The organism is Bowmanella sp. JS7-9, assembly GCF_004329715.1.
GTDB classification, from domain to species: Bacteria; Pseudomonadota; Gammaproteobacteria; order Enterobacterales; family Alteromonadaceae; genus Pseudobowmanella; species Pseudobowmanella zhangzhouensis.
In genome coordinates, this window is the sequence record NZ_JXSY01000015.1 from 131,452 (window position 1) to 147,046 (window position 15,595).

15 protein-coding genes are annotated in these 15,595 nt (G+C 51.6%); 5 read left to right on the forward strand and 10 right to left on the reverse strand.

Annotated features, from left to right (window positions below; translation table 11 throughout):
- Positions 1-6: 6 nt before the first annotated feature.
- From TK45_RS08920 to prmB, 6 genes are read right to left on the reverse strand one after another with little or no spacing between them, the layout of a single operon-like run.
- On the reverse strand, positions 7-276 hold the full coding sequence (locus tag TK45_RS08920) for a YfcL family protein (RefSeq protein ID WP_254426576.1): 270 nt from the start codon (positions 274-276) through the stop codon (positions 7-9).
- The gene (locus TK45_RS08925; protein WP_131258301.1) at positions 266-1,408 is read right to left on the reverse strand and encodes an ATP-NAD kinase family protein; all 1,143 of its coding nucleotides are present in this window, start codon (positions 1,406-1,408) and stop codon (positions 266-268) included. Before TK45_RS08925 ends, TK45_RS08920 begins: the two co-directional genes overlap by 11 nt.
- On the reverse strand, positions 1,401-1,946 hold the full coding sequence (locus tag TK45_RS08930) for an elongation factor P hydroxylase (RefSeq protein WP_131258302.1): 546 nt from the start codon (positions 1,944-1,946) through the stop codon (positions 1,401-1,403). The genes TK45_RS08925 and TK45_RS08930 overlap by 8 nt, the downstream gene beginning before the upstream one ends.
- A 28-nt stretch (positions 1,947-1,974) precedes the next feature.
- A complete protein-coding gene (locus TK45_RS08935; RefSeq protein ID WP_131258303.1) occupies positions 1,975-3,147 on the reverse strand; it encodes an MFS transporter in 1,173 nt (390 codons plus the stop codon).
- A gap of 3 nt (positions 3,148-3,150) precedes the next feature.
- The gene (gene aroC, locus TK45_RS08940; RefSeq protein WP_131258304.1) at positions 3,151-4,248 is read right to left on the reverse strand and encodes a chorismate synthase; all 1,098 of its coding nucleotides are present in this window, start codon (positions 4,246-4,248) and stop codon (positions 3,151-3,153) included.
- A 1-nt stretch (position 4,249) separates the two neighbouring features.
- Positions 4,250-5,167, reverse strand: a complete 918-nt coding sequence (gene prmB, locus TK45_RS08945) for a 50S ribosomal protein L3 N(5)-glutamine methyltransferase (RefSeq protein WP_131258305.1) — start codon at positions 5,165-5,167, stop codon at positions 4,250-4,252.
- Positions 5,168-5,247: 80 nt separating this feature from the next.
- Between prmB and smrB the strand changes: the two genes are divergently transcribed.
- Positions 5,248-5,769, forward strand: a complete 522-nt coding sequence (smrB, locus tag TK45_RS08950) for an endonuclease SmrB (protein ID WP_131258306.1) — start codon at positions 5,248-5,250, stop codon at positions 5,767-5,769.
- A gap of 91 nt (positions 5,770-5,860) precedes the next feature.
- Entirely contained in the window at positions 5,861-8,779 is a 2,919-nt protein-coding gene (locus tag TK45_RS08955) for a diguanylate cyclase (protein WP_131258307.1), read from the forward strand.
- Here the strand turns inward: TK45_RS08955 and TK45_RS08960 are convergent.
- Together TK45_RS08960 and gshA are read right to left on the reverse strand one after the other, a co-directional pair.
- Positions 8,768-9,412 (reverse strand): hypothetical protein, encoded by a 645-nt coding sequence (locus TK45_RS08960; RefSeq protein ID WP_131258308.1) that lies wholly within the window; start codon positions 9,410-9,412, stop codon positions 8,768-8,770. The genes TK45_RS08955 and TK45_RS08960 overlap by 12 nt on opposite strands.
- A gap of 76 nt (positions 9,413-9,488) precedes the next feature.
- A complete protein-coding gene (gene gshA / locus TK45_RS08965; protein ID WP_131258309.1) occupies positions 9,489-11,066 on the reverse strand; it encodes a glutamate--cysteine ligase in 1,578 nt (525 codons plus the stop codon).
- 156 nt (positions 11,067-11,222) lie between these two features.
- Here gshA and TK45_RS08970 point away from each other — a divergent pair, with 156 nt between their 5' ends.
- Genes TK45_RS08970 through TK45_RS08980 form a run of 3 tightly spaced genes read left to right on the forward strand, consistent with a single transcriptional unit; the run spans position 11,223 to position 13,169 of the window.
- Positions 11,223-11,912, forward strand: coding sequence for a TIGR01621 family pseudouridine synthase (locus TK45_RS08970; RefSeq protein ID WP_131258310.1), 690 nt, complete (start codon positions 11,223-11,225; stop codon positions 11,910-11,912).
- Positions 11,905-12,282 (forward strand): VanZ family protein, encoded by a 378-nt coding sequence (locus TK45_RS08975; RefSeq protein WP_165490747.1) that lies wholly within the window; start codon positions 11,905-11,907, stop codon positions 12,280-12,282. The genes TK45_RS08970 and TK45_RS08975 overlap by 8 nt, the downstream gene beginning before the upstream one ends.
- The gene (locus tag TK45_RS08980) at positions 12,282-13,169 is read left to right on the forward strand and encodes a ketopantoate reductase family protein (RefSeq protein ID WP_131258312.1); all 888 of its coding nucleotides are present in this window, start codon (positions 12,282-12,284) and stop codon (positions 13,167-13,169) included. Before TK45_RS08975 ends, TK45_RS08980 begins: the two co-directional genes overlap by 1 nt.
- Here the strand turns inward: TK45_RS08980 and thiI are convergent.
- Together thiI and TK45_RS08990 are read right to left on the reverse strand one after the other, a co-directional pair.
- Positions 13,138-14,589: a tRNA uracil 4-sulfurtransferase ThiI gene (gene thiI / locus TK45_RS08985; protein ID WP_131258313.1), complete on the reverse strand. Its 1,452-nt coding sequence runs from the start codon at positions 14,587-14,589 to the stop codon at positions 13,138-13,140. The genes TK45_RS08980 and thiI overlap by 32 nt on opposite strands.
- A 68-nt stretch (positions 14,590-14,657) precedes the next feature.
- Entirely contained in the window at positions 14,658-15,593 is a 936-nt protein-coding gene (locus TK45_RS08990; RefSeq protein ID WP_131258314.1) for a flagellar motor protein MotB, read from the reverse strand.
- Between the last annotated feature and the right edge of the window lie 2 nt (positions 15,594-15,595).

Genomic DNA, 15,595 nt, shown 5'->3' on the forward strand with positions numbered 1-15,595 from the left:
GCCAATTTATGCGGGTTGTAGCCCCAACCAGAAGCGCTGCACCTGCTGCTGGTCGTCACCATCCAGCTCACCTTTTTCAAAGGCCTGTTGCAGGCTTTCCTGCATTGCGCTTTGCAGTGCCGTGATTGTAAGTGATGCGTCCAATTCGCAACGGGCAACAACCAATGAAAAGTGACCATGCAGATAGCCGGCCATAAACAGCTCGTCATCGCTGCCCTGCTCCACAGTGGCATCAAATGCCGCCTCAATGGCGGCGCAATATTGCTCAAAATTCATCATCATTTCCGGGGGAGCGTAGTGGGTAGACCACTTTGTCCCGATAACCTGTAATTACGCTGATCACACCAGATAAACGTTTATCCAGCGCCACATCACCACTGTCTGTAATCAATGGGCGATGATTCAGCGCCTGTAATTTGGTTTTGCTGGCCACCAGCAAAATATTTTCCTTACCCACCTGTTCAATCACTGCTGGGCTTAACTGCTGATTGCCACGTCCCAACACATGGCCCTGGCCACCAATCAGCGTAATGACCAGTTTGACAGGATGTCCGCTGATCAGGCTCAATAACTGACTGGCACTGACATCACTGGCAAGCAGTTGATTATCCCGCACAACATCCACTCCCAACAGGGTATTTGCCAGGCCTCGCTGCTGCATAATGAAATCAACGGTAGAACCAGAGCCCATAACAAATAAGGTCTGAGGAGACTCGTCCATCATCTCGCCGATATAATCGGCAATGTCCATCAGCACCAATTCTTCTGATTCGCGGCCAGAGGTTTTGGTGGCCTGAATGTATTCTAAATCGGCGGGAATATTCATTTCACCATAGGGACGAGCCTGCACCCGTCCTGCGCGAAACGCGTCTTCATCAATATCGCGCACATCGGCCTGTTGCAGGCTCAATAACTCGCCCTGCACCATTTTCCGCACCACGCGGCCTGCGGCGGCGGGCGTCACCGCATATACACCGGAGTGAATTTTGCAGCCAGCCGGCACACCAAGCACCGCGACTCGCTCACCGACGGCGGCGCAGATATTACGCGCGGTACCATCGCCCCCGGCAAACAGGATTAAGTCGACACCGGCCCCGACTAACAAGGTGGCGCAATGTTCAGTATCACTGGCCTCGCTCGGCTCCTGCTTTGGCTGATACACCACCTGTGTATTGAAGCCCATTTGCCGGGCCAATTGTTCGCCCATCAAACCACCTGCGGTGAATACCGTCAGGTCATCGGTTAAATCTGCTATCGCACTCAGACACTGGGCCATACGGGGATTGGCATTCATTGACGCCCCCTGCGCCAATGCCTGCGTGCGGATTTCACAACCATCGCTGCCCTTGAGCCCCAAAGCGCCGCCAATTCCCGCATAAGGGTTTATGATCAATCCCAGTTTAAACATGGCTCGATTCACTCAGCAAAGCAGTGCTCAGCGCTCCGGTTTGATAGAAGGCTTGCAAGGCATCGATAAACATCTGTGCCCGTGGCGGAAATCCATCCAGCAGATAGGTTTGTAATTGTTGATAAACCGCCTGGGTAAAACCTTCGCGATCCGGCTCGACACCATTGAGGTTATCTGTGCTAACCCGAAAGACTTTGCCGGCAGCCAGACACAAGCCCCACTCTACCGCCTGAGGCTTAACCTCAACCTGTTCAAAGGCTTTTTGCTCAGCGGCATCACGCCCATCCGGGCAATACCAATAACCGTAATCCTCCAGTTCACGCCGCGCTGTGCCGGCAATACACCAGTGGGCAATTTCATGCAAAGCACTGGCATAGAAACCATGGGCAAAAATAATTTGCGCATACGGCGCCCCGTGCCCGGCGGGTAAATACAGAGGCTCATCATCGCCTTTTACCAATCGGGTATTAAATTGGCTGAAGAATGTCTGATCAAACAAGCGGATCAGATCCTGGTAGTGATGCACAACCTTGCTCATAACGGTCTGAAATTGCGGCGCATTGTACTCAAATCGCTCGCGCTGAACCAGAGCGTGGCATTAACGCCACGCAGGCAGCGGACAACAAGCCAGCTACCGCTGCCAACGAAAAGGTCAGGGTGGCCCCAGCCCCATCCTGCCAAAGATGCCCGGCGACAAGATTGCCAATCGCCCCGCCGCCGCCAAACGCCAGACTGACATACAATGCCTGGCCACGACTTTGATAACGCGGACCAAAGTAATGGTGAAGGAAATTAACGGAGGTGGCATGGGCCAGACCAAACGTCGCCGCATGGGTTAACTGCGCAACCACCAGCCAGATAATATTGTCACCGTGCCACGCGGTAAGATACCAGCGCAGTGCAGCCAGTAATGAGCATGCCAACAACACCAGGCGCACACCAAAGCGGGCGATGATGCGTCCGGCCTTTAAAAACAATAACACCTCGGCAATCACGCCAAGGGCAATCAGCCAGCCCGTTTGCTGCCCGCTGTAATCCAGCTCCAGCATATACAGTGCAAAGAAACCATAGAAAGGACCGAAGCTGAGTTGCAGTAAAAATGCCGAGGCCAGAAAGGTCAGAAACAATGGATGACGCAGTTTAGGCCAGATATCGCCGCCCGCCTGCTTATCACTGCGTAAGTCCGGCGCGCGGATCGCCAGGGTCGACAAAAACAAACCGGATAAAATGACCACGCTGACGGTCACCACAATATCGGCGCTAAACACATCCAGCAGATAGCCGACGCCCACAGCAAAGACGATATAACCAATACTGCCCCACAGGCGAATGCGTGAATAGCGCCCGGAATCGCTCGCCACACAGGTCATGGTAATCACTTCCAGTTGCGGCAAAATCGCCGTCCAGAACATCATCACCAGCCCCAGCGCTGCAGCAATGCCCCAGTAATCGTTATCCAGCAGCATCAGGGTAAAACTCAGCACCGCCAGTAAGCTACCGCCGCGCACAATCGGCAAGTAATGACCGGTTTTATCGGCGATTGCTGCCCATAAATTGGGCCCGACGATTCGCGTCAGGGTAATCATTGCCAGCAACTCGCCGATTTGCACGGAACTAAAGCCACGACCATCCAGAAAGACCCCAAGATACGGGGTCATCACGCCCAATTGAGCGAAATACAAAAAGTAAACCAGCGCTAACCCAATCAGGTTAGCGCGCAGCAAAGATTTATCTGACATAGATTATTTCTGAGCAGGAATGACCGGCGTTGAACAACTTACATGGGCGTTTTGCGCCTGATGACGCAGCAAATGATCCATTAGCACTAATGCCATCATTGCCTCGGCAATGGGTACCGCGCGGATACCTACGCAAGGATCATGACGGCCCTTAGTTACCACCTCGATGGCATTGCCATCCACATCAATAGTATTACCCGGCACACCAATGCTGGAAGTCGGTTTCAGCGCCATGTGCACCACCACATCCTGACCACTGGAAATACCGCCCAGTACGCCGCCGGCATGATTACTTGCAAAGCCTTGTGGGGTTAATTCATCGCGGTGCTCACTACCCTTTTGTTCTACCACCGCAAAGCCATCACCCACTTCCACGCCTTTCACCGCGTTGATCCCCATCATGGCGTAGGCCAGATCGGCATCCAAGCGATCAAACACCGGCTCACCCAGCCCCACTGGCATATTTTGGGCGATAACAGAAACTTTCGCGCCGATGGAGTCACCGGACTTTTTCAAGTCACGCATGTATTCATCCAATGCGTCCAGTTTGCTCTCATCCGGAAAAAAGAATGGATTGTGATTAACCACAGCCAAGTCTACAGACTCGGCTTTTATCGGGCCTAACTGACTTAAAAAACCATGGATTTCTATGCCGTGAAACTGCTTTAAATATTTTTTCGCGATTGCGCCGGCGGCCACGCGCACTGCCGTCTCACGGGCTGATGAACGCCCACCGCCGCGATAATCACGGCTGCCATACTTTTGCGTATAGGTATAATCAGCATGGCCGGGACGAAAGCGGTCTTTGATGTTGCCGTAATCCTGCGAACGCTGATCGGTATTTTCAATCAGCAAGCCAATGCTGGTGCCGGTGGTTTTACCTTCAAATACGCCAGACAAGATTTTTACTTCATCAGCCTCACGACGGGCCGTGGTGTATCGTGACTGACCCGGTTTACGCCGATCTAAATCAACCTGCATATCTTCCGGTGCCAGTTCCAGCCCGGGAGGACAACCATCTACCACGCCGCCAATGGCCGGACCGTGGCTCTCACCAAAGGTGGTTAATCTGAACAGGGTACCGAAACTGTTGCCCGCCAATTTAATGCTCCTTGAAATAGTTCACCAGGGTTTCCCGTTGTACCGCAAATACCCCATGCCCGCCGCGGGCAAATTCAATCCACTGTAATTCCAGCCCCGGGTACTTACTTTGCATATGCACCAGTGAATTACCTACTTCAACAATCATCCAGGCGCCCGCTTTGAGATATTGAGGCCCCTCTTTCAGCATACGATCGACTAAATCCAGGCCATCGTTGCCAGCGGCCAGACCCAGTTCCGGCTCGTGACGAAATTCATCCGGTAAATCCGACATGTCCTCTTCATCCACATAAGGCGGATTAGACACTATCAAGTCATATTGTTGGCCTGCGAGGTTATTGAACAGATCTGACTGGATCGGAAATACCTGGTCGCCCATGGCGTATTCCTGGATGTTCATATCAGCCACATCCAGCGCATCGCTGCTGATATCAACCGCATCGACTTGCGCGGTCGGGAACTGCTGTCCCATGGCGATAGCAATACAACCGCTGCCAGTACATAAATCCAGTAAGTGACTGGGTTCATCACTTAGGTAGTCTGCGAATTTTTGTTCGATCAATTCGGCAATTGGCGAACGGGGCACCAGAACACGCTCATCCACATAAAACGGCATACCGCAAAACCATGCCTGATTAGTCAGGTAAGCCGCGGGAATACGCTCCTGCACACGACGCACGATAATATCGGCTATGCGTTGACGCTCACTTTTGGTCAGGCGTGCTGCGAGTAATTCCGGTGTACTGCCAGGTGGTAAATGCAGTACCTGCAGAATCAGGCTCAAGGCCTCATCCCAGGGATTGTCTGTACCATGGCCAAAATACAATCCGGCATCGTTAAAACGACTTACCGCCCACCGGGTAAAATCATAAATGGTGTGCAGATCCTGCACGGCTTCTTCGAGGTAAAACTTGTCCACAGAGTTTCCTGACCCAACATGGGTGAAATTGCGTATGAAAGTGGTTATAGTCCGGCCTGACTGGTTTTGCAGAGGTACCCATGACTGATCGCCCAACTGATTCTGATTTAACTGCGTTTCTCGAGGCGGTGTCTGGCGTCAAGCCGATTAAGCAAGACAAAATACAGCTTAAACCCCGAGCCAGCAAGCCCAAAACGCCCAAGGTTGATATCCAGCGCAACCAGGCTCAGGCCGAGTTTTTCTTTTCTGATCAGTTTCAGGCACATTTTCCCGATGAAGGGCCACTACGCTGGCGCCGTGAGGATGTGGACTCCCACCGCCTGAAACAATTACGCCGCGGTGACTTTCAGCCTGCGTTGTTATTGGATTTACATGGTCTGACCCGGGAAAATGCCAAACGCGAAATTGCCGCATTATTGTTAGCCGCGCGCAAACAACAGGCCGAATGTGTCAGTATTATGCATGGATTTGGTACCCACACCCTGAAACAGGCCGTACCTAACTGGCTGGTACAGCACCCCCTAGTGCAGGCTCTGCATCAAGCTCCGCTTGAATGGGGGGGCAAAGCGGCCATTTTGGTATTATTAGACATAATCACATAATTTTTGGCACGCCGTGCCGACCTGAACTACGCTGAGTAAGTACATAAAATAAAACGCCTTTTTACTGCGTAGGAAGAATAACAGGTCGTTTATGAAAGGACTTTCTCAGCAGGCCAGCCTCCACCTGCTGCTTATCGCCAGCATGATGCTCAGCATTCTGTTGGAATCGCAGATTTATCAGGAACACCACCTACTCTACGTGCAAACGCTGAGCTTTGGCTTTGCTCTGGCGATGGTGCACCGCTTCGGTTTTCATGCCATTTTCCCCTGTACTTTGGGGTTTTATTTAGGGCTCAGTTGGCTCGTCGCGATTCCGCAGCAGCAGAGTATTGCTTACACCCTATGTCTTACTGTCAGTCTGATTATTTGCCTGTTGACCTACCAGAACCTGAACCGTTTTCTGCATCCGCAACAATCCGCCACGTTGCAGCGCTTCGCCTTCAATAGTGTACTGGTGGCCCCCCTGGTCATTACCCTGATTACCAGCGTGCTATTTCGTCTGGAATGGCTGGATACGCAAAGCCCCCTGCTGACTTCCACCATTCACGTCACTATGGGCGCGCTGGCAGGGGTCATGTTAATCACCTTGCCGCTGCACAGTTTTTCACTACAGGCAGTTATCAATTGTGACCACAGTAAACTACTGGTCGGTGCCTTACTGGTGCTGGTATGTCTGGCCGAGAGCAGTTGGCTGCAATTGAGTCCCTTTCCCGGCGTGTTTGTTATCCCGCCCTTATTGACCATGATCTGGTTGGGCACAAACACCAACCTTGCCTGCACCTCATTGCTCAGTACAGCCTACTCCTTAGCGGTATTAAAGTGGCAAACCCTGTCATTGTATGTGCCCGGTGATGCACTGCTGCATGAGATCGCGGATTGGGCTTATGTGTGCGGCCTGCAGGCGATTGTGCTGTACGTTGCGATGCGTAATGACAAAGCCAAACTACTGATTGAAAAACTGTCTGCCAGCGTTGACGCCAGTGCGCTGGGCGTTTGGGACTGGCAGTTAGCGACTCAGCAAATCAGCGTCAACTCTCACTGGAATAGCATGCTGGGCCGTGCCCCATCACAAACCGAATGGCATCGCGATACCATTAGGGCGCTGATTCATCCCGACGACGCCGACAAACTGGATACGTTTTACCAGCAGCTTAAACAAGGCGAGGAACGTTTCAATCTGCAGGCACGTTTACAGCATCAGGATGGCAGTTGGCACACGTTTCAAATATTCGGTGCGGTCGTACAGCGCAACATGCAGGGTGATCCGATTCGCATTTGTGGAACCCAAATCGACATTACTGAGCAGGTTAGCGACCGTGCATTTGTCAATAGCCTGAAACTGGCATTTGAGAACGCTACCGGCGGACTAATGGTGGTAAAGAATGATGCGCAATTTACCGTTTTGTATGCCAATCAGGCGATAGCCAACCTGACCGGATTTTGGCTCGAAGAGTTGATTAATCAACCTTGCTGGCTGTTTGACGCCGAGGTCGCCATGCTATCGGACAGGCAATTGCTGGCTATCCGCAATGGCCAAAGCATCGAAGTGACGCAAAAAAGTGTTAAAAAGTGCGGCCGCGCCTACTGGGCTAATATCATCATCGAACCCATTCAGCACACACAACCACAGTTCAGTGAATTTTTATTACACTTGCGCGATGTGACTGAAGAGCGCAAAGCCAATTTACTCGCCGAGCAACATACCGCGCGCTTACAGCATTTGGTAAGTCAAGCCCCCGGCGCCATGTTTGAGCTACAACTAAGCGGCGATGGGCAATTTATTTTTAATTATTGTTCTGAGGGCATGTCCGCCCTGTTCGGCCTGACCCCCTCTCAGCTGCAATTGGACAGCCGTTTGTTGTTTAATGCCATACACCCTGATGACACCCAGCGCCTGCGCGAAGGCATTTATCAGGCCAGGCGCAGCATGAACGTCTGGCGTCAGGAATTTAAGGTCATCCGCCCCACTGACGGCTGGCGCGAAGCCCATGCCTCGCCTGTGTTACAGGATGATGGGAATGTTCTGTGGTATGGCTTTTTTGCCGATATCACTATTCGCAAGTCACTGGAAAACGCGGTGCGCACGGTAGCCAATCAATTGCAACTGGCGCAGCAACATGCCCGCATCGGCTATTGGTCAATGGATACGGCCAGGCAGGAAATATACTGGTCGGATATTATTTTTCAGTTTATTGGCCGGGCGCCGGAAGCCCAGGCCTTTAGTCTGTCGAAATTTTACAGCCTGGTAATGCATCAGGACTTACATCAGGTTCAGCAAGTGTTTTCTCAGGCAGCCAGACGGGGCAGCGTCGATGTGGAATACCGCATACAACGCAGTGATGGCAAAGTTATCTGGCTGCATCAATTTGGCGATTGCCCGCAACAGCAATCTGATGACAAACAGATTCAGGGGATGATTCAGGATATTACCCAGCGTAAAACGCTGGAATTGAAACTATCGACTCAGGCGTTAACCGATGAGTTGACTGGCATCGCCAACCGACGGGCATTTATTACGCAACTGGAGCAGGAATGGCAATTATTTCTGCGTGATCCTCAACTGCATATCAGCATTATCATTCTCGATATCGATTACTTTAAGAAGGTCAATGATCAGCACGGTCACGATACAGGCGATGCCATGTTGCAGCATGTCACTAAACTGATCAGTGAACATATCCGCAGCTCTGACACCTTTGGCCGCCTCGGTGGTGAAGAATTCGCCATTTTGACCCGCAATGCGAATGCGCAGCAGGCATCCCAGTTAGCCGACAAGCTGCGCATGCATATAGAAACCACACCATTGCATGTGACCAAGAAATTACAGATTGCCGTTACTATGAGTTTTGGCGTCGCGCAATTTACCCAGCCCGACGACAGCGGCAAATGGGAAGCCACCGATATGTTATTCGCCGCCGACAAGGCCTTATATCATGCAAAAAACAATGGCCGTAATCAGGTCTGTCTTTTCGACTGGTCATCAGCCAATGGATCTGACTCATCCAAATAACAGCCGCTGCCACCAACTTTTGTTTAAGTCGTCTTCGCATTTTTTAAGCTGGGCTGCGTAGGTCAAGGCACGCTGTTTAACCTTTTTCGATACCTCGACCAGCCATTTTTTCTTTAAATAGGTTTTACGTTTAAAGCCTCCCCAACCCTCATGATAATTGAGGTATTGCGCGTAGGCATCCCACTTGGATACGCCATTAATCTTGTTGGTTTTATTGATAAACCAACCCATAAAATCGATGGCATCTTCAAAGTCATCACGGCTGGCCCAGCTGTTGCCGGTTTCGCGCACATAGTCATCCCAAGTAGGTGTTTTGGCCTGGGAATAACCATAGGCGCTACTCACCCGCCCCCAGGGAATCAAGCCAAACAGGATGTAATCCCGTGGTGGCAACGCATCGTGTCGAAACGAACTTTCCTGATACATCATGGCCATCGGCACATGAATCGGCACGCCCCATTTGTCACGCATATCCGCAGCGGCATCATACCAGTCTTCTTTTTCGTAAAAAATTTCACACAGGTTGGTTTTATTCTGTGGCGGAGTCACGCTGCAGCCCACCAGCGTCGTGAGGATGACCACGCCGGCTACGCCAATAATATTTTTTTTATTTATTTGGAACTTTACCGACATCACTCACTCATAACTAACGTAGTTTGTGTTTTCCCTGGTCGTAAAATATTTGCCTGGCTTCTTGCCAGGCATTTTTTTATTGGGCGAAATAATCACGCAAAAATTCTGCAAACGGTGCCTGCGGCTGTTGCTCTACCTGCGCCTGAGTAACACGGGATGCAGCGGCCTGACGAACAAAGAAGTCCTTGTCATAGCAACGGTACTCTTCTGTCAGAGCCTGCTGACGATACCGTTCCGCCAGTTTCAATGCCACCAGGCCATTATCCTCACCAGACTCCAGCATCATATCCAGTAACCGCGCCGAAGGGGTTAATTGCGCATCGCTAAATTTGCGCCATTCCTGCTCAAGTGCCTCACTATGGCATTGATGGTCATTCGCCTCATCCAATACGGCGGCGATGCTGCGCATCTTGGCGAACAGTTGTTGCGCCCAATCATGCATGCTGATCTGACTATCGCCGTGATTGAGCATCAATCCCGGTTCACGCCCGCGCTCAACCACAGCACGCAAGTTTTGTTCTGTCACCGCCAGTTCATCCGGCCCTAAATCCGCCGAAGGCTCCAGCAGACACAACAGCAGAAATACATCGAGGAAATAGATTTGAGACTTCTCAATACCAACCGAACTAAACGGATTCACATCCAGCGCGCGCACTTCAATGTATTCCACACCGCGCGCCGCCAGCGCATCAGTAGGCTTTTCCAGCGGTAAGGTCGGCTGTTTGGGACGAATCGGCGAATACAGCTCGTTTTCGATTTGCAGCACGTTGCTGTTTAGCTGTTCAAACGGCTCCTGCTCGCGGGCAAAGCGGGCAAATTCCGTAGACGGCGTACGAATGGCTTTGCGCAGTGACGCAATATACTTGTCCATTTGGTTGTAACAAATATACAGACCGGATTGCGCCTTGTTGGTATAGCCCAAATCACTCATACGCAGCGAGGTAGCATAAGGTAAATAACAGGTACCTTTGCCCAATGTCTGAAACGGCAGCTTGCCTTCCCGCCCCTGTAGGAAGGAACGACATAAGGCGGGTGAAGCGCCGTACAAATAAGGGATCATCCAGCATAACCGGCGATAATTACGAATCAAATGAAAGTAAGCAGCGGAGCGGTTTTCTTTATCAACACTGGTCGCGCCTTCGGCGAGTAACCAGCGATGCCAGAAAGCCGGTGGCAACGAAAAATTAAAGTGCACCCCGGCAATCGCCTGCATCATTGCGCCATAACGATTTTTCAGCCCCTGACGATAGAGAGTTTTCATTTTACCCACATTTGAGGTGCCATATTGCGCCAGCGGGATCTCGTCCTGGTTATTGATATAACAGGGCATGGACAGCGGCCACAGACGCTCTTCGCCGAGATTCTCATACACAAATTTATGAATATCGTGTAATTGGGTCAGGGTTTTGCTGACATCCGACTCGGCCGGGGTAATAAACTCAAGCAATGCCTCAGAAAAATCCGTCGTGATCCAATCATGCGTAAGCGCCTTACCCAGCGCATCCGGATGGGGTGTCTGAGCGATGCCACCGTGCGGATTGATACGCAGCGTTTCACGTTCGATGCCGTGCTGGATCCCGGTCAGGGTTGTCGCCACGTCAGGTTGCTGTAATCGCGCCAGACGCGCGGCGAAAGAGTCGGTTTGTGCAGGCAAAATGCATTCTCATTAACTAGCAGATTGCCATAATTGGGGTTTTAGCACATAAATTCAAGAGAATAGCGGAGGAAAATCGTTATGCCGCCTGCCATTCGGGACATTCTTTTTTGTGTTACACTTGCGCGAATTTTTAATGTGTAAACAGACAGTTGCATGATAGAGCTGGTCACTGACAGCGATGACTTTATCGTTATTAACAAACCCTGTGGTACCGGTGTGCATGCGGAAAACGGCGAACCGGGGATCGTCACGTTGGCTGAACAACAATTCGGTCACCAGAAGCTGTATTTAGTCCACCGTCTGGATAAGGTCACATCCGGTTTACTGATTCTGGCCAAACATGCTGCCGCAGCGGCAACACTCAGCCAGTTATTCGCCAAGCGTCAAATAGAGAAAACCTATCTGGCGATTACCGACCACAAACCAGCAAAAAAGCAGGGCCAGATCCGCGGCGATATGCAGAAAAGTCGTAATGGCACATTCAAACTTGCCCGTAGCCTGGATAACCCCGCTATTACGCAGTTTTTCAGCCAGAGCCTGACACCGGGACTGCGCCTGTGTATCCTGCGTCCGCATACAGGGAAAACCCACCAGCTAAGGGTGGCTATGAAAAGCCTCGGCGCGCCCATACTCGGCGATAAAAGCTACGCCGGCAGCGATGCCGAACGGGTGTTTCTGCATGCATATCAACTGCGTTTTGAATACCACCATTGCCTTTACCAACTCAGAGCCCTGCCTAGCGATAACATGGCAGCATTACTGCGAGCAGGCGCTATCGACGAGCATTTTGATCCCAATTCGCAGCCATGGCCGAGCATATCCAAGGGTGCTAAGCATGCCTGAACACCGCTCACCGGCCGGCTTAATCCGTCATCCGCTGGCGCTGCTGATATTAGTGCTGTTGCTGTTCGCCGCCTTGTATAGTCTGCTGGCACCGGCTGAGGCTGTGCCGTTTAAATTCAGCGCCGACTGGATGAATCACAGTCTGTTATTTTGTGGATTAACCCTGCTGGTCAAACTGGCATTTAGCATCGCCATGCGCTGGCAATGGGTGATAATGCTGGTATTAGCCGCTGTGCTGGAGTGGATCCAGCAATGGGCACCGGGTCGCTCCGCAAGCTGGCAAGATTTTGGGTTTAACCTGTTGGGGATAGGCATAGGCATGGCCATTGTGGCCCTGACATTTTTATCCAAACTGGAGCATCGGGACTAATGCACATTGGGATTATGAGTCAGGGCGCCATCGCCAGTATCCTCGCCTGGCGCCTGCAAAAACTGGATTTGCCTTATTGTGTGCTGAGTAAGCGGCCGCTGCATCCTGTGCAGATAGAGACTCTGGAAGGTGAAGCCGACATGGTTTTACCCCCTGGTTGTAACGGCAAGATACCGGATGTGCTGCTGGTACCGCTGAAAGCCTGGCAGGTGATGACAGCACTGGAGCCGTTGGCCGCTAAATTACGTCAAACCAATACTGTCATTGCCCTGATGCACAATGGCATGGGCGTGGCGGAACAGGTTCATGCCCTGTTGCCAGACAACCCGCTGCTGGCAATTACTACCCGCTGTGGTGCGCTGCGGATCGAATCGCAGCGAATCAGGCTGACTGGCACTGGTCTGACACAGGCCGGAGCAGTTGCCAATATCAGTGAGCCACACATGGCCCAACTCAGTGAATTGTTTAGCCGCCTGTTGCCGCCATTTGAATGGCAGCAGGATATTAATCAGGTGTTATGGGACAAACTGGCCATCAACGCGGTTATCAATCCGCTCAGTGCCCTGTACCAATGTAAAAATGGTGAGCTGCTGCAGCCACGCTTCGACTTGCTGCATGAACAATTAGCCGCAGAGATTGCCGCAGTGATGGATACCGCGGGCGTTAGCCGCTCTGCTGCGCAATTACTTGCCAGCATTCGCGCAGTCGAACAGGCTACCGCACAGAACTATTCATCTATGAATCGGGATGTTACGGCCGGCAAACCGACCGAAATTGATTTTATTAATGGCTTCATCAAGCAAAAAGGGGCCGCAACCGGAATTGCGACCCCTTTAAATAACGAGCTGGTCGAGCTTATTCAGGATGGTAAACCGCCACGTTGGTGAAACCTTTCTCCTGCAGATAAAGGGCCTGTAGCTTGCTCATCACGCCACGTTCACAATACAACAGATACTGACGCTCTTTAGGTAAGTCACCAAATTTGCTGCCCAACTGATAAAACGGCATTAACTGGATCTCAGCGTCTACCTGCAAGGGTTTACGTTCCTGCTCAACCGGTGGGCGAATATCCAGAATCACCGCATTATCCACGTCGCTTACCCGCTCGACTTCACGCAGATCGGCTTCGGTTTCTTTCAACAGGTCGCGAATATCTTCCACATTGGATGCTCTGACCACCTGCTCAATGATCGACAGATCCAGTTTCGCTTCCTGCGCTTCCACATCCGCCAAACGGGCGGCAACAGTCGGTTTATTGGAAATGACGCCACAATACTCAGGAATGGTACGGGCAAAATCTTCCGTACCAATTTCACGGGCGGTATCGATAATCTCCTGTTTATCAGAGCAAATTAGCGGGCGCAGCACCAGTTTATTGGTGACCTGATCGATAACATTAAGATTCGCCAGGGTTTGACTGGATACCTGACCAAGGCTTTCACCGGTCACCAACGCATCCACTTGCAGGTTATCCGCCACAATGGCCGCCGCACGCAGCATCATGCGCTTAAGCATCACGCCCATCAGGCCGTTATCCACCTGCTCCAGAATCATTTGCACTACAGGGGCAAAGTCAACCGCGATAAATTTGACCCGGTGTGATGCTCCGAACTGCTTCCACAGATAGTGGCTCACCTCTCGTACGCCGATTTCGTGCTCAGTACCACCTAAGTTAAAAAACACGAAATGGGTACGCGCCCCACGACGGATCATCTGATAGCTGGCAACGCCGGAGTCAAAGCCACCGGACATCAGCGACAACACTTCGCCCTGGGTTGGGATTGGGAAGCCTCCGAGACCGGCGGTGCGCTTATCGACCATTATCAACTGGTCGTTTTCCACTTCGAGATTGATTACCACGTCAGGCTTTTTCAGGCTCACGCCACCGGTATCACAGTGCTGATTCAGCCCACCACCAACATAAGCGGCAATTTGAGTGGAGGTGTATTCATGCTTACCACGGCGTTTTACGCGCACGGCAAAGGTTTTTCCCGCCAGTTTGTCCTGCCAGTGCGGTTTAACCTGCTCATAGATATCGTGCAAATCGGTATAGGTCGACTGACGCACCTGCATAAAATATTCGATGCCGGGAATCCGGCTTAACTGCATCGCGGCCAGTTCCACTGACTCAGGATCGTCCGTTTTCACATTGACCAATAATTTATCCCACAGGTTGGTCACGCCCACATCAAACGGATATGGCCGAAATACATTGCGGATATTGGATTCTAAAATGCGGGTAAAGCGTTTACGGACTGAATTACTTTTGATGGTGATTTCAGAATGCAAACGAACGATAAACTTCATAACAACCGGGCACATGAACAAAAAGGGCGCGGATTATACACAATAGCACCCTGTTTGGGAAAAAATGCCTATTGTGCCGGCGGCAACAAATTAATCGGATTGCCCTCTTTGGCCTTACCCTGCATCACGGTAATTTCGACCCGGCGATTGCGGCCACGATTTTGCGGATTATCATTCTCAGCCAGCGGTTGTGTACTGCCCCTACCGACAATCATCATGCGGTTTTCGTCAAATTCCGGTACCCGGCGCAATTCCTCGGCCACCGCTACCGCACGCTGAACCGACAACTCCCAGTTAGAGCGATATAACTCATTGGAAATGCGTTGGTTATCAGAGTGACCGGACACCACCACTTCACCGGGAATATCGGATAATGCCGTCGCTATGCGACGAATAATCGGCTTGAACTGTGGCTGCAGGAACGCCGAACCGGCAGAAAACGACCCCTGCTCACGGATACGGATGATCAACTGTTGCCCCAGCGACTCCAGCTCCACCGCGCCATCGAGAATTTCTTTTTGCAGCTGCTCTGCCACTTTCTTCATCTGCTGATTGATTTGCTCATCTTCTGCACTGGCCACTGAGGCCGCCGCTGAGCTTTCCGTGGCCGTATTTTGCGCCTGACCACCGCGTTGATTGCCATCCTGATTCTGTTTGCCGCCAGAGGTATCCTCTTCACCGGCCTGGAATTCCAGTGTCGGCTGGGTCAATTCCATAGTGTGTTGCTGAATTTCATCGATTGGCGTTGGATCCGGGCGGCCCGGTTTAAATTCCATCGCAATTACGCTGGTACCTTTGGGAATGTCTTTGGCTTCAATTTTATTCTGCACGCCAAAGGCGTACTTCATGGAGCCGGCAATCTGCTTGAACTTCAGTACGTCCATCTCGGAAAACGCCAGCAGCAGTACGAAGAAGCACATCAAAAGCGACATCAGGTCGGCAAAGGTTCCCATCCAGCCGGGTAGACCCGGCGGTGGACATTTTGGGCAGACTTGGTCAGACATAA